This window comes from Corynebacterium sp. KPL1995 (assembly GCF_000477935.1).
Classification (GTDB): Bacteria; Actinomycetota; Actinomycetes; order Mycobacteriales; family Mycobacteriaceae; genus Corynebacterium; species Corynebacterium pseudodiphtheriticum.
On record NZ_KI515715.1, the window covers coordinates 1 to 15312 of the forward strand.

Annotated in this window: 7 protein-coding genes, 3 rRNA genes, 1 other RNA gene and 1 pseudogene; 1 reads left to right on the plus strand and 11 read right to left on the minus strand. The window is 52.6% G+C overall.

Annotated elements, in window-relative coordinates:
* The 9 genes from rrf to HMPREF1292_RS00040 form a co-directional block, all read right to left on the minus strand.
* Nucleotides 1–77 (minus strand): 5S ribosomal RNA (rrf, locus tag HMPREF1292_RS10300); the annotation flags it as partial.
* 141 nt (nucleotides 78–218) lie between these two features.
* Nucleotides 219–3273, minus strand: a 23S ribosomal RNA gene (locus tag HMPREF1292_RS00005).
* A gap of 375 nt (nucleotides 3274–3648) precedes the next feature.
* Nucleotides 3649–5164 (minus strand): 16S ribosomal RNA (locus tag HMPREF1292_RS00010).
* A 526-nt stretch (nucleotides 5165–5690) separates the two neighbouring features.
* Nucleotides 5691–6674, minus strand: a complete 984-nt coding sequence (locus tag HMPREF1292_RS00015) for a hypothetical protein (protein ID WP_084521286.1) — start codon at nucleotides 6672–6674, stop codon at nucleotides 5691–5693.
* 62 nt (nucleotides 6675–6736) lie between these two features.
* Entirely contained in the window at nucleotides 6737–7492 is a 756-nt protein-coding gene (locus HMPREF1292_RS00020; protein WP_023018216.1) for an ABC transporter ATP-binding protein, read from the minus strand.
* Complete coding sequence (locus tag HMPREF1292_RS00025; protein WP_051137398.1) at nucleotides 7489–8538, minus strand: iron chelate uptake ABC transporter family permease subunit; 1050 nt, start codon at nucleotides 8536–8538, stop codon at nucleotides 7489–7491. The genes HMPREF1292_RS00020 and HMPREF1292_RS00025 overlap by 4 nt, the downstream gene beginning before the upstream one ends.
* Before the next feature lie 94 nt (nucleotides 8539–8632).
* Nucleotides 8633–9676: an ABC transporter permease gene (locus tag HMPREF1292_RS00030; RefSeq protein ID WP_023018217.1), complete on the minus strand. Its 1044-nt coding sequence runs from the start codon at nucleotides 9674–9676 to the stop codon at nucleotides 8633–8635.
* Between the two features lie 163 nt (nucleotides 9677–9839).
* Nucleotides 9840–10889, minus strand: coding sequence for a siderophore ABC transporter substrate-binding protein (locus HMPREF1292_RS00035; protein ID WP_023018218.1), 1050 nt, complete (start codon nucleotides 10887–10889; stop codon nucleotides 9840–9842).
* Between the two features lie 227 nt (nucleotides 10890–11116).
* Nucleotides 11117–11584, minus strand: a complete 468-nt coding sequence (locus tag HMPREF1292_RS00040) for a hypothetical protein (protein WP_232217995.1) — start codon at nucleotides 11582–11584, stop codon at nucleotides 11117–11119.
* A 159-nt stretch (nucleotides 11585–11743) separates the two neighbouring features.
* Here HMPREF1292_RS00040 and HMPREF1292_RS00045 point away from each other — a divergent pair, with 159 nt between their 5' ends.
* A complete protein-coding gene (locus HMPREF1292_RS00045; RefSeq protein ID WP_021353709.1) occupies nucleotides 11744–13234 on the plus strand; it encodes a peptide MFS transporter in 1491 nt (496 codons plus the stop codon).
* 86 nt (nucleotides 13235–13320) lie between these two features.
* Here the strand turns inward: HMPREF1292_RS00045 and HMPREF1292_RS11300 are convergent.
* Together HMPREF1292_RS11300 and ssrA are read right to left on the minus strand one after the other, a co-directional pair.
* A pseudogene (locus tag HMPREF1292_RS11300) lies at nucleotides 13321–14346 on the minus strand (DUF2891 family protein).
* A gap of 509 nt (nucleotides 14347–14855) precedes the next feature.
* Nucleotides 14856–15243, minus strand: a transfer-messenger RNA (tmRNA) gene (ssrA, locus tag HMPREF1292_RS10580).
* Nucleotides 15244–15312 lie beyond the last annotated feature (69 nt).

Genomic DNA, 15312 nt, shown 5'->3' on the forward strand with positions numbered 1-15312 from the left:
TACCATCAGCGCGACGCAGGCTTAGCTTCCGGGTTCGGAATGGGACCGGGCGTTTCCCTGCCGCTATCAACCACCGACACAACCAACCAGACAACACACAAACAAATCATGTGCCCGTCAACCACACAAACACGGCGTGGTGTGTCAAACACTGCATAGTGGACGCAAAGCACAACAAAAATTAATCTCTCACGAAAAACACCAGCCAAAAAACCGGCATGTTGTAGTAGTTCGGTGAATTAGTACCAGTCACCTCCACGCCTTACAACGCTTCCAGATCTGGCCTATCAACCCCATAGTCTCTAGGGCACCTAATAACGAAACCTCATCTCAAAACAGGCTTCCCGCTTAGATGCTTTCAGCGGTTATCCCTTCTACACGTAGCCAACCAGCCATGCCACGGGCGTGACAACTGGCACACTAGAGGTGTATCCATCCCGGTCCTCTCGTACTAGGGACAGCCTTTTTCAAGTTTCTACGCGCGCGGCGGATAGAGACCGAACTGTCTCACGACGTTCTGAACCCAGCTCGCGTGCCGCTTTAATGGGCGAACAGCCCAACCCTTGGGACCTACTCCAGCCCCAGGATGCGACGAGCCGACATCGAGGTGCCAAACCATCCCGTCGATATGGACTCTTGGGGAAGATCAGCCTGTTATCCCCGGGGTACCTTTTATCCGTTGAGCGACACCACATCCACAAGTAGGTGCCGGATCACTAGTCCCGACTTTCGTCCCTGCTCGAGCAGTAACTCTCACAGTCAAGCTTCCTTGTGCACTTACACTCAAAACCTGATTGCCAACCAGGCTGAGGAAACCTTTGGGCGCCTCCGTTACTCTTTAGGAGGCAACCGCCCCAGTTAAACTACCCACCAGGCACTGTCCCCAACCCAGATCATGGGCCAAGGTTAAGGTATCCGATCAAGCCAGAGTGGTATTTCAACAACGACTCCACACACACTAGCGTGCATGCCTCACAGTCTCCCACCTATCCTACACAAGCCAAACCGAACACCAATACCAAGCTATAGTGAAGGTCCCGGGGTCTTTTCGTCCTGCCGCGCGTAACGAGCATCTTTACTCGTACTGCAATTTCACCGGGCCTGTGGTTGAGACAGCAGGGGTCTCGTTACGCCATTCGTGCAGGTCGGAACTTACCCGACAAGGAATTTCGCTACCTTAGGATGGTTATAGTTACCACCGCCGTTTACTGGGGCTTAAATTCTCCGCTTCGACCCAAAAGATCTAACAGGTCCTCTTAACCTTCCAGCACCGGGCAGGCGTCAGTCCATATACATCAACTTAACGTTTTCGCATGGACCTGTGTTTTTGATAAACAGTCGGACCCCTCTATTCTCTGCGGCCCCACCAAGCAAAACCCGGTGGGGCTCCCCTTCTCCCGAAGTTACGGGGACATTTTGCCGAGTTCCTTAACCACAGTTCACCCGAACGCCTTAGTATTCTCAACCTGACTACCTGTGTCGGTTTAGGGTACGGGCCGAATATGCACTCGCTAGAGGCTTTTCTCGACAGCATAAGCACACCACATTCACCCAAAAAAGGGCTACGCATCACGCCTCAGCAAACAGTGCCCGGATTTACCAATGGCACCAACCTCAACGCTTACACCAACAATCCAATAAGCGGCGTGGCTGCCCCACTGCGTCACCCCATCACTTGGACCACAGATCAGGCCCCACAAACTCAACCCATCAACACACTCAAAGAGCATAATCAATGAGTCTCACACGTGGTTAGTATCACTGCTTTACCATTGACGCACACACTCGGGTACCAGAATATCAACTGGTTATCCATCGACTACGCCTGTCGGCCTCGCCTTAGGTCCCGACTCACCCTGGGAAGACGAACTTGACCCAGGAACCCTTAGTCATCCGGCGGTAAGGATTCTCACCTTACAATTCGTTACTCATGCCTGCATTCTCACTCGCACACAATCCACACGTGTTCACACTCATGCTTCACCTCATGCACGACGCTCCCCTACCCAACTAAAAATAGTTGCCGCGGCTTCGGCGGTGTACTTGAGCCCCACTACATTGTCGGCGCAGAACCACTCGACCAGTGAGCTATTACGCACTCTTTCAAGGATGGCTGCTTCTAAGCCAACCTCCTGGCTGTCATCGCGATCCCACATCCTTTTCCACTTAGTACACCCTTAGGGGCCTTAGCCGGCGATCTGGGCTGTTTCCCTCTCGACTATGAAGCTTATCCCCCACAGTCTCACTGCCGTAGAACACTTCAATGGCATTCGGAGTTTGTCTGATGTTGCTAAGATGATAGTCCCGCTCAACCAAACAGTAGCTCTACCTCCACCAAGCTAACCTACGACGCTGCACCTAAATGCATTTCGGGGAGAACCAGCTATCACGGAGTTTGATTGGCCTTTCACCCCTACCCACAGCTCATCCCCGCAGTTTTCAACCTACGTGGGTTCGCGCCTCCACAACCTCTTACAGCTGCTTCACACTGGCCATGGGTAGATCACCCCGCTTCGGGTCCAGGACATGCCACTACAACACCCTAATTAGGATTCGCTTTCGCTACGACTACCCCACACGGGTTAACCTCGCGACATGCCGCTGACTCGCAGGCTCATTCTTCAAAAGGCACGCCATCACACAACAAAAGGTGCTCTGACGGATTGTAAGCACATGGTTTCAGGAACTATTTCACTCCCCTCCCGGGGTACTTTTCACCATTCCCTCACGGTACTATCCGCTATCGGTCACACTAAGTATTTAGGCTTACCGGGTGGTCCCGGCAGATTCACGGCAGATTCCACGAGCCCGCCGCTACTCGGGAAACAACAACCAACACGCACATGCCTTCAACTACAGGACTCTCACCTACTCCGGTGGGCCATTCCAAACCACTTCACCTAACACGCACGCACCAGCACAGCCATGGTAGTGACTGAACAATTGCTCCCAACAACCCCACACATGCAACCCCTACCAGGTATCACACACATGCAGTTTAGCCAACATTCGCGTTCGCTCGCCGCTACTAACGAAATCACTATTGTTTCCTTCTCCTACGGGTACTGAGATGTTTCACTTCCCCGCGTAACCCCCATACTGACTATAAATTCACCAGCAGGTGACTGCGAATAACCACAGCCGGGTTTCCCCATTCGGACATCCTCGGATCAACGCTCGATTGACAACTCCCCGAGGCATAACGCAGCCTTCCACGTCCTTCATCGGCTTAGCATGCCAAGGCATCCACCATGTGCCCTTACAACACACAACAAAATAAACACAAAAGAAAAAAATTACAGCACACACAACACAACAAAAGCTGCATCATGCGCACAGATGCTCGCGTCCACTATACAGTTCTCACACACCACACCAACCACAACCACAAGCAAACACAAACGTTCACCCACAGCCATGATGGTCAACGAACAACACACAAGTGCTGCCCGAGACACCCAACAACGTGCCAACACACAAAAAAATGATACCCACTCAACCAAGTGAAAACAGAATGCAAACCCACAAACAAAAAATAATAACGCTGCAACCCACACACCCACATACAGGTGCATGAACAACAATCACAGCAAAACACTGACCACCCACAACTGTGGAAACAATCAGTGCACAATAAAAACTCCTTAGAAAGGAGGTGATCCAGCCGCACCTTCCGGTACGGCTACCTTGTTACGACTTCGTCCCAATCGCCGATCCCACCTTCGACGGCTCCCTAAACGAGTTTGAGCCACCGGCTTCGGGTGTTACCAACTTTCATGACGTGACGGGCGGTGTGTACAAGGCCCGGGAACGTATTCACCGCAGCATTGCTGATCTGCGATTACTAGCGACTCCGACTTCATGGGGTCGAGTTGCAGACCCCAATCCGAACTAAGACCAGCTTTAAGCGATTAGCTCACCCTCACAGGCTCGCTGCGCATTGTACCGGCCATTGTAGCATGTGTGAAGCCCTGGACATAAGGGGCATGATGACTTGACGTCGTCCCCACCTTCCTCCGAGTTAACCCCGGCAGTCTCTCATGAGTCCCCACCATAACGTGCTGGCAACATAAGACAAGGGTTGCGCTCGTTGCGGGACTTAACCCAACATCTCACGACACGAGCTGACGACAGCCATGCACCACCTGTACACTAGCCACAAGGGAAACTACATCTCTGCAGCGATCCAGTGTATGTCAAGCCCAGGTAAGGTTCTTCGCGTTGCATCGAATTAATCCACATGCTCCGCCGCTTGTGCGGGCCCCCGTCAATTCCTTTGAGTTTTAGCCTTGCGGCCGTACTCCCCAGGCGGGGCGCTTAATGCGTTAGCTACGGCACAGAAACCCCAAAAGGTCCCTACACCTAGCGCCCACCGTTTACGGCATGGACTACCAGGGTATCTAATCCTGTTTGCTACCCATGCTTTCGCTCCTCAGCGTCAGTAACTGCCCAGTAACCTGCCTTCGCCATCGGTGTTCCTCCTGATATCTGCGCATTTCACCGCTACACCAGGAATTCCAGTTACCCCTACAGTACTCAAGTCAGCCCGTATCGCCTGCACGCCCACAGTTAAGCTGTGGAATTTCACAGACGACGTGACAAACCACCTACGAGCTCTTTACGCCCAGTAATTCCGGACAACGCTTGCACCCTACGTATTACCGCGGCTGCTGGCACGTAGTTAGCCGGTGCTTCTTCTCCAGGTACCGTCACAAAACGCTTCGTCCCTGGCGAAAGGAGTTTACAACCCGAAGGCCGTCATCCCCCACGCGGCGTCGCTGCATCAGGCTTGCGCCCATTGTGCAATATTCCCCACTGCTGCCTCCCGTAGGAGTCTGGGCCGTATCTCAGTCCCAATGTGGCCGACCAACCTCTCAGTCCGGCTACCCGTCGCCGCCTTGGTAGGCCATTACCCCACCAACAAGCTGATAGGCCGCGGGCTCATCCTACACCGAAAAAACTTTCCACCACACACACTAAAGCATGGTCCTATCCGGTATTAGACCCAGTTTCCCAGGCTTATCCCAGAGTGCAGGGCAGATCACCCACGTGTTACTCACCCGTTCGCCACTCGAGCACCTCCGAAGAGGCCTTTCCGTTCGACTTGCATGTGTTAAGCACGCCGCCAGCGTTCGTCCTGAGCCAGGATCAAACTCTCCATAAAAAATCAGAAAAAGAGTCTGATAACCTAGTCAAAAAACTACAAAAGAAAAATCAAAGAGCAACACTTACTCAAAACGATTAATCAAATGCAGAAACAAAAAGGATCTACATCCCACTAATCAAGTAAGTATCAAAAATAATAAGTACATTGACACGCTATTGAGTTCTCACACAACACCACCACCCCACTACTCAAGCACCCTTATCAACGAGCGCCCTTCCGTAAAGCAGCCAGACCGATGTTACACACTACGTTGTAGAAACACAAACCAGAACACTGTGTCGTTCACCACAACAACCGGAACCAGAAAGCACCCACAACCAGCGCCACCCACCAACACAACAAACAGCAAAAACCATCCGAAAGCCAGCGAGCATCGGCCCTATAAAATTATCACCATCACCACCAGACAAACAAAGAACACAACCACCAGAACCAACATCCTGTGAAGTTATTTTCTCTGTCAGCCCCTCGCGGCGACTTCGATAAGCTTAAGCGATAACAAAACACAATGCAAATTCGGGATTTATTGCAAAAGTTTCTGCAGGTAAGGGGCTGTTTTTATGAACAACACCATTATGCACAACTCGACCAAGATTTGCGTGACTATCACGATCGGAACCGCCTCAAAACCATCCGGAAATGCGAAAGCAATTGGCATAACAACTAGGGAATTTCGGGTGACGCCAGAAAATACCGCTGCCACCCCGTCGTCGATACGCAAATTAGCCACTCTTACGGCAACAATTCCGACCATCGCCATGATTACTGCGAAGACGACATAGATAGCTACCGCAGGTACCAGCTCGCGGCCTTCGCGGAACACATCTGCGCCGTACGTCGCGGTGATGGCGAATAACGTCACCATCATCAACGGCACCATTGCGGCATCTAAGGTGATTCGAGCGTGTCTGGCTATCTTTCCGACGCTCCGGTGCCGCGACGTGCGTTCACACCGCTGTAGTAACCATGCACAACCCAGTGGGATAGCCAACATCCCGACAACGGCACGCAACATTGGCCCCATCGCAGAATCAACGAATTCCGCCCCAATCAACCGCGGGAGTAGCAGACTGAGCAGCGTCATCTGCAGCAGAAACAGCAACGGTGTGATCGCCAATATCCGGTGATGCGCGGCTCCGGCCATGCCAGAAAATGGCACCACGTAGTCGATGCACGGGGCTAGCAAAACCAAAGTAATCCCGATGAGCAGCACCTGGTCACCACGTACAGGCTGGATTAAAGCCCAAACAACACACGGCACGATGAGAAAATTTAAAACCAAAATTAGTGCGGTTAGCCGTGGGGCTAATCGCACTCGCCGGAGCGGGAGCGCAGAAAACGTCGACAGCATCAAGAGACCAAGAACCGGAGTCACCATCTTCTCCAGGTCCCAAGGGGAGGCGAAAAGGCCGAGCAGTATCGCCGTAACATAGAAAAGAACCTGGTGCTCAGCAAGGAAATCTATCCAACGCTGCATCCGCTGTGCCACCAGGTTCTGATTCATCATTTCGCCGTCACATTAGCGACGTCATATTTTTCTCTGTCACATTCTCACCGTCGTCGGTTAATTTAGTGATAGCAGGCCAGCAGGCCGTCCGGCCCATCAATCACGGCGATGTTCGTATTGAAAATCTCGGTAAGAATCTGATTTTTCATGACCTCTTCTGGAGTACCGAACTCGCAAATCTGCCCGTCTTTTACCGCACAAATATAGTCCGCGTAGCGTGCAGCGAAGTTAATATCATGCAGCACCAGAATGATGGTCCGCCCGAACTCCGGACCTACTTGTTTCAGGTGGCGCATCATCTCGACTGAATGCGCAATATCAAGGTTATTTAGCGGTTCATCGAGCAGCACATAATCGGTTTCCTGGCACAACACCATCGCGACGTACGCGCGTTGGCGTTGCCCACCCGATAGCTGGTCCAAGTAGCGGTTTTCCAACGAAGTGAGATTCAGAAAGTCGATGTACTTCGAAATGATTTCTTCATCAGCAGGAGTCAAACGACCTTTGGAATACGGGAAGCGTCCAAACCCAACGAGCTGGCGCACCGTCAAACGCGTAATGAAATGATTTTCCTGGCGCAGAATGGAAACAATGCGCGCCAATTCCTTCGACTTCGTATTAAAAATGTCTGCCCCACCGACGGTGATCTCTCCGGAATCCGGCTGCAGTAACCGCCCGATCATCGTAAGCAAGGTTGACTTGCCTGCGCCGTTCGGGCCGACGAGCGCGGTGATACCGCCGGCAGGAATCTCCAGATTCACCGGGCCAATCTCAACGTCACTGCTATAGGCCTTGTGCAGGTTTCGGAGGGTAATCACAAGCGTCCCTTTCTCAAAATGACAAATAGGAAGACCGAGCCGCCAACCAGCTCGATGACGATCGAGACGACTCCCTGGGCATAGAAAACGTGGTTGAGCACGAAATACGCGCCAGTGAGTACTGAAAATGCGGTCAATACCGCCATGGGGAAAACGAAACGGTGGTCAAAAGTATCGGCAAATTGATAAGCCAACGTCGCTACCAAAAATCCAAGGAAGGTCATTGGTCCGACCAATGCCGTCGAAACCGCCATCAGCACGGATACCAAAATCAGCGTACCAATCGACCACAACTTATAGTTCAAGCCCAGGTTCATTGCTGCGTCTTTGCCAAGCCCCAGCACATTCAACCTGCGCGAGAAAACGAACAATAGTCCGGCCGCCCCCAGGCAGAGCGGAATAGCTAACGGATAATATTCCGGATCAGCATTATTGACCGACCCAAACATTCGTGCGGTCAACACATCGAACTCGGACGGTGTGAGCAAGCGCTGCATGAACGTCGAAATGGAACCCAGACCGCCACCGATAATGATGCCGACCAGCAACATGGCGTGCATATTTGCATGCCTTCCGGTCAACAGCCAAGAATACAGAATCAAGGAAAGCAGAATCATCACGACGATCTGGAACACGAACGTCGACAAGGTGCGGGCGTTATGCAATCCGGCCGCTCCCAGGAAAAACACGGTCGAGGTATGAATCAGCACATACAGCGATTCAAACCCCATGATGGAAGGGGTAATAATGCGGTTATTCGTAACGGTATGAAAAGCCACCGTCGCCATGGCCTGACAGATCGCGACCACCGCCATCGCGATCACGGAATTCATCCGCCGCTCGGCAATGAGCCAAAATTGCTCGGTGCCCACCGGCATCGGGTTCCCATAAGCCAGAAGGCCGAACCCGCAACCAGCAGCTATGACCGCGAGGACACCGAAAATAATCCAATATTTGCGAGCCGCGGCGGAATTTTGAAAGGCAGAGGCACTGCGTTCCCTTCGTTGTTGCCCTTGGTTCTCGCTTATGCATGCTGCCGCACTCATACCGTCTTCCACACGATCCGAAGACTCAGGATTTCCCACCTGCGCACGATCTGCTGTACGAGAAGTGCGTGCCGATACCTTATTTGTCTCAAGATTATCCACGGCGTGCCTGCCTAACAATCAGGGTGACAAAGACAATGGCACCAACGATGCCCAGAATGACAGAAACGGGCATTTCGAATGGACTGATAATCGTACGTCCGATGAGGTCGCACACCACCACAATCGCGATTCCCAACAAGCAGACCCACGGAAGATTCGAGCGCAAATCATCGCCGCGGAACATGGAGACCACATTCGGCACAATCAAGCCCAAAAACGGCAAGGCTCCCACCACTACCGTGACCACGCCGGTGGCTACAGCGATCAAGGCAGTGCCCGCCAATACGATCCGCGCATAATTAACGCCAACGTTGGTGGCAATATCTTCACCAAGCCCGGCGACCGTCAAACGATCGGCAAAGAAAAAAACCGCAACGGCGATCGCAACAACTACCCACAGCACCTCATATTGGCCTTTGTATACCGAGGTAAACGAGCCCATAAACCAGATGCCCAACGATTGCAGCATATCGAATTGCAAGGCGAAAAAAGTCGAGATCGACGAGACCACTGCACCCAGCATGATGCCGATAATTGGAACTACCAACGATGACCGCAACGAGACCTTGCGCAAAAACAGGAAAAACACCATGGTGCCGACAAAAGCAAAAAAGACGGCACCAATCATGCGTTCAAGCACCGACGCCGTCGGAATGAAGTACATGACAAACAGCAGACCAAGCCCGGCCCATTCGGTAGTTCCAGTGGTGGTCGGCTCCACAAATCGGTTTTGCGTCAGTAATTGCATGACCAAGCCCGACATCGCCATTGCCGCACCTGCTAATACCAACGCAATAGTACGTGGCAAGCGCGTGATGTAGAAAAAGTCCGAACCGTCAGCTGCTTCAAAAATGTTGTATTCGCCAACCATCAGTGATGTCACCAGCAGCGCTGCGACGACGGCGAAACCGACGGCCAGTTTCCAGTCAAATAATTTCGTGCGTGTCTGCGCTCGCCGTGATTGGGATTGCTGTCCCGGCTCGTCGGGAGGCGGACTTGTGCCATCGGGGGTGCTAGGCGTTGTGGCAGTGGTCATGTCTTGTGCCTTCATTTCTTCATCATCGACCGATGCTCATGGCAATGCCGAGGCTACGAATTCGTAGCCTCGGCTGGCATTGTAGGCCTCACTTGTGCATCATTCGAGGAATAATGACTACTCTCGGGACGATCACTCGCACCTACAAACGAGAGCGGAAGAATTACTTCTTCGCTGCTTCAAACGCGTCAGCGATATCGTTCAGAATCTCGGTGTAGGTAATGATGGATTCGTTAGTGTAGGTGTCTTCTGGAGCGTAGACAATCTGCCCGTCTTTGACAGCAGCGACGTTACGCAGAGCATCGGAACCTTCAATCACATCTTTCGCTGCCTGGTAGCCAGGTTCCAACCGTGCAGAAATTGCAGCGTCGCGGTCCAGCACGAACATCCAGGCTGGGTTCGAGTCTGCGATGGCTTCTACGGAAATATCATCACCTTTGTGGTTTTGTGATGCATCATCAACCTCGAGCGCAGGTTTCAAATCCAGCATGTCGAAGATCGGTCCATAAACACGGCCCTTGGACGGAGCGACATATCCAAGCTCACCACCGGAGACGTTCAGTGCCATCACGCTGGATTCACCATCATAGGCTTTCTTCGCGCGTTCGATCGCAGCATCAAATTCGTCGACGAGCTCTTGGGCATCGTCCTCATGCCCGAGCACCTCTCCGAGTGCCAATGCATGCCGACGCAGCTCTTCCGCGAAGTCTTCGTCGTCACGAGGCTCAAACTCTACCAACGCAGCATCTGGGTTCAGCTGCTTAATGTCGTCGTAGTGCGACTGGAAACGCTGCCCATTGATGATGAGATCCGGCTGTGCAGCAACCAAAGCCTCGAGGTCCGGTTCGCGGTGCATACCCAGATCGGCGACCGAATCGTCCTCGCGGTAAGCATCGACCGTATGCGGAACCAGTTGCTTCGGAGCAGCAACCAGGTCTACTCCCCACTTTTCCAAGATCTCGAATGAGCGGTTATCCGTTGCAGCAACAGCCTTGGCGTTTTTCGGGACTTCCTGGGTGCCGTGGTTGTCTTCAATTGTGATGGTGTCACCGTCGGAGGCAGCATCCGACGAAGAGTCCGCAGCGCTTGATTCTGCCGACGTCGTCGCATCTGCGCTGGTGCTCTCGGCATCATCAGTGGAACAAGCTGTAAGAACCAGGCTGGATAGAGCAAGTCCAGTGATTACGGTATTGCGGATCTTAATTGAAGCCATCTTCGTTCACTTCTCCTCGGGGGTAATGTTCGTTCGCAAAACTGGAAATTCTCTGTGTGAAACCTCTTGTACACACAGCCAAAGCTTAACCCTATTAAGCACGGGTTGACTTAACAAGGATTGGCTGGACTATTACACCCTTAGATGGACACGATTCATTAGGAAATCGTTACTTAACCAGCATTTTCCTATGCTTTTCCAATCTTCCCCGTACCCCCGCTAGTGATTTAACCGACGTTGCGCTTGCCGACACGCCATGCACCGTAGATTAAAGGAATTTGTAGGGGCAATCGCAGTACACTCACCACGGCTTTTCGCCGTGACTGCAGCACCCATCGCCTCATCATTTCCACGTTTGCGGGAAACACTGCAACCAAAAACGCCGCCGAAGCATAACCGGCAATCGAGCGGGTATGGGATTTACGCAGCGCACATGCAAGCCCGAGTTCTGCTGCGCCACTGACATAAGTAGCACAACGTGCAGAGACCGGGACCCACCCCGGAACAATCGAATCGAAAACCGCGGGGCGGAGAAAATGCAGTATGCCCGCGACCCCGAAAATCGTGCTCAGCCCACGAGCACCTGGCGTTATTCGCTCATTAAGCTGTTGGAACTGCCCACCCCGGCTGGTCGAAACACCCAGCACGTCGGTTTTCTTATCCCGTGCCATATTCATTTCCCGCGTCGCATTCATTACCCCAACTTAGCAAAATTAGGTCTTAGAAATTCCAGACTCATATTCGTATTTTCCACGCTTCTATTCGTCGTTTAGCCCCCTTGTGTTCACAGCACAAAAGTGTAGTTTTAGGCTGTTAACGTAATCATTTTCGTGAGTAAGTTCGAGGATTCTCTCATGTCTACATCTCAGTCGGCGACAGACACCGGCACCGCACCAGACGAAACCGGGCCAGATACCGGTTCCGCAACCTTCTTTGGCCACCCACGCATGCTGGCCAACTTGTTTTTCGTGGAAATGTGGGAGCGATTCTCCTTCTACGGAATGCAGATCATCTTGGTCTACTACCTCTACTATTCCGTTGCCGACGGCGGGTTGGGTCTCGATAAAGGCGCTGCTACCGGTGTAATCGGTGCATACGGTGGCATGGTTTATCTGATGGCTATTGTCGGCGGATATCTAGGCGATAAAGTTTGGGGCCCCGAGCGCACGCTGTTTTATTCAGCCATTGCGATCATGGCAGGTCACATCGCATTGGCTATAATCCCAGATGTCAGCGGTGTCGTCGTCGGCTTGATCCTTATCGCCGTAGGCTCCGGTGGTCTGAAAACCAACGCATCTGTCCTGGTCGGCTCGCTCTATGACCTCAAAGACACCCGCCGGGACGCTGGTTTCACCATCTTCTACATGGGCATCAACATCGGTGCGCTGCTGGGCCCCTTGGCGACGAACTTCGCCTGGGATGTATCCGGTTTCCACCTAGGCTTCGGCATCGCGGCCATCGGTATGGCACTAGGACTCATCCAATACTGGTTCACCCGAAAAAACTTGCCAGCCAGTGCTCACCACGTGTCGAACCCAGCGTCGGCCGCGGAAAAGAAAAAAGCACTCGCTGCAACCATCGCCTTTATCGTTCTCGTCGTCGTCATGGTCTGGGTCGGCCTCATCACGCCAGGCAATATCGATACCTGGGTTATCGGGCTCATCGCAATCTGCGCCATCGTGTTGTTCGTAATTTTGTTCCGCAGCGACAAAACCAACGAAACCGAGCACTCCCGTGTCAAGTCTTTCGTTCCTCTATGGTTCGGAAGCGTGCTGTTCTGGTCGCTCTACCAACAACAGTTCACCGTTATGGCGGTCTATTCCGATACGCGTTTGAACTGGAATATCTTCGGGATGGAGCTCAAGCCCGGATTGTTCAACTCCATCGCACCGCTGTTCATCATCATGTTCGGCACACTGTTTTCCGTCATGTGGACCAAAATGGGCGAAAAACAGCCCACTATTGTCACCAAATTTGCACTCGGTCTACTGGGCGCAGGTATCGCCTTTGCCATTTTCCTGTTTCCTAGCGGACAAGCAATCGTCAACGTGGGATGGTTAGTGGGTGTTCTGTTCGTGATCACGCTAGCCGAGCTATGCATCTCTCCAACCGGCACATCGCTGGCCACGAAACTGGCACCAGAAGCCCACAAATCCCAAATGATGGCGCTGTTCTGGACTTCATTGGGTATGGGCACTGCCATCGCTGGATGGTTGGCGCAGTTCTACAGCGAAGAAAACGAAGTCGTGTACTTCTCGATCATGGCGAGCGCGTCATTGATTGGTGGTTTCGCGGTATTCTTCGCACGCAAGCCGATCCTAAAAATGATGCGCGGAGTACGCTAACTTCCCACGTGCATCCATCATCTGCAACCCTTGCTGGCCAGACTGAGAAAACCTCGGACTGGCCAGCTTTTCTTATACACCGTCTGCTATAGCTCTGGCTCGTCTGCCCCGTCTGCACGAATGGCCAACAAAGCGTAGGTGGTCAACCAATGCGTCGCCATAAAATCGCCGTCGACAAGCTGCTTTTTCACGCTGTCCAACATTGCTGGTGTGCGGTCCGCGATCACCTCTTGAGCTTTTCGACCCAAATGTGGTGCCAGCTCACGCAACATCCACGCGCGCGATAGCGTCAAGCCATACAAATGCGCCAATTGACCATCGGACGGGTCCAAAACTTCCGGGGTCTGGGTCAAGAAAACCAGCGCTTTTTCTTGGCTAGGCAAGTATTATTCTAGCCACGCGCTAAATTCGGCTTTATCCAGCACGCGAGAAAGCAACAGCATTTCACACAGCGCATTCGAGAGGAAGTCACTGCCCGACAGCTCCCATTCCACCGGGTAATTGCGATCCCCCAAGAACAGGTTGCGGGCGGCGTCGGCAAGCACATCGGCGAATCGACCTCGCCCCATCGCTTGCGCGGCATCCAGCATCAAAAACAGATTGAATGCCGTGTTGTAATGCATACCGTGCCGGATCGGTTGGCTTAGCGCAGAAACCCAATTCATGATGTGCTTCTCAGTTAACTCAACTAACGGAAGGAATTCTTCCCGCCCAGAACGGCGCGCAAGTTGTAGCAACCAGGCGCGGCCGTAGGGCTGCTCAAAACTGGGATCATTGACCAGATAATCGTATTCAGCCTGCAGGGACTGCTTATCCCACCGCTGTTCCAGGATATTATGCAGGCGCGTACTAGTTTCCGACGATAGCTTTTCTTCTGACAACAAGCACACCGCCGAATATTGCATGTGCACGCTGGAGTGCCAATCGAAACAGCCCCAGAAACTCGGGTGCTGCGTGCGTGGCCGCACATCGCAATCATCGGCAGAGGTACTAATGTGCATATTGACTGCAGGAAATTCCTGCTCCAGCACATCCGCAATACCGCGGGCCCACTTTTCTGCAAACTGCCCTAATGATCCTGTGGCAAAAAGTCCTGGAGTCGAATCAGTCATAGCTCACAGTATGCCGAAGGTTTTGCTGCTGAGCCCGAATTGCGCCCCGATTGTGTCCAACCCACATTTTTCAGACATACGCCAGGCATGTATCCGGAATCTTTCTGGATAGCGATACGGATAAGCATCCGGCAGATCCCATAATTTGGCTGATCGATGCCAGTAGCCGCCCCGTAAGAGCGCCAATAAAACGTCCCATCGCCGGTAATCATGTCTCAGGTAATCAAGTGTTTGGTGCATTTTTGCAAATAGGCGCGCTAAAAGCGGCCTTTTTTGTTCACTATTTGCAAAAATGCACCATATGTCGACACGACGACCAGGCACATTCCTGGGGATTAACCCAATTTGGCGTTTAACCCGAAGATCATGGCACATATGAGATATTTATGGAAGATGAACACCCCCACTTGCACGCCTATGCACGCTACTGCACAGTTAGCATAACCGCAGTACAAGTGATGATTACATGAGAAAAGCCCAGGTTATTGCTAACCTGGGCTACCCCCATACTGTGGAGCTGCCGGGACTTGAACCCGGGTCCTTCGTTGTTTCGCCAGGGCTTCTCCGTGCGCAGTTCGCGCATGATCCTTACTCGGCCCTCCGACTCGCACGAACACGTCTCGGAAGATGGGCCCAGCCATCAGTGAGTGTCCCTACTGGCCCTGATGACTCAGCCAGAAGGCAAGCTCTTTAGTCGATGCCAGATTCCAAGCCAAGAGCATAACTTGGGCTGACAGACACGCGGTCGCTGCAGCTTAATTAGGCAGCGAGGGCGTAGTCACGCTGAGAGGTCTTCTCTGCGTTTATTGTATTTGTAACGCCGCTTACGGTGGCCGTTACCTTACACCGGCACGCTTCCCCTGGCTCAACAGACGAAGTCGAAACCAAATCAACCCCGTTGTCAGGGAAACCCTTGTAAGCGATCAGAATACACCTGTTTGTTGGCTATGTGCAAGCTTGTGCAAG

Coding starts and splice junctions, on each gene's coding strand:
- HMPREF1292_RS00015 (WP_084521286.1), bottom strand. CDS start 6,674: ATGATGAATCAGAACCTGGTGGCACAGCGGATGCAGCGTTGGATAGAT.
- HMPREF1292_RS00025 (WP_051137398.1), bottom strand. CDS start 8,538: ATGAGTGCGGCAGCATGCATAAGCGAGAACCAAGGGCAACAACGAAGG.
- HMPREF1292_RS00030 (WP_023018217.1), bottom strand. CDS start 9,676: ATGACCACTGCCACAACGCCTAGCACCCCCGATGGCACAAGTCCGCCT.
- HMPREF1292_RS00035 (WP_023018218.1), bottom strand. CDS start 10,889: ATGGCTTCAATTAAGATCCGCAATACCGTAATCACTGGACTTGCTCTA.
- HMPREF1292_RS00040 (WP_232217995.1), bottom strand. CDS start 11,584: ATGAATGCGACGCGGGAAATGAATATGGCACGGGATAAGAAAACCGAC.
- HMPREF1292_RS00045 (WP_021353709.1), top strand. CDS start 11,744: ATGTCTACATCTCAGTCGGCGACAGACACCGGCACCGCACCAGACGAA.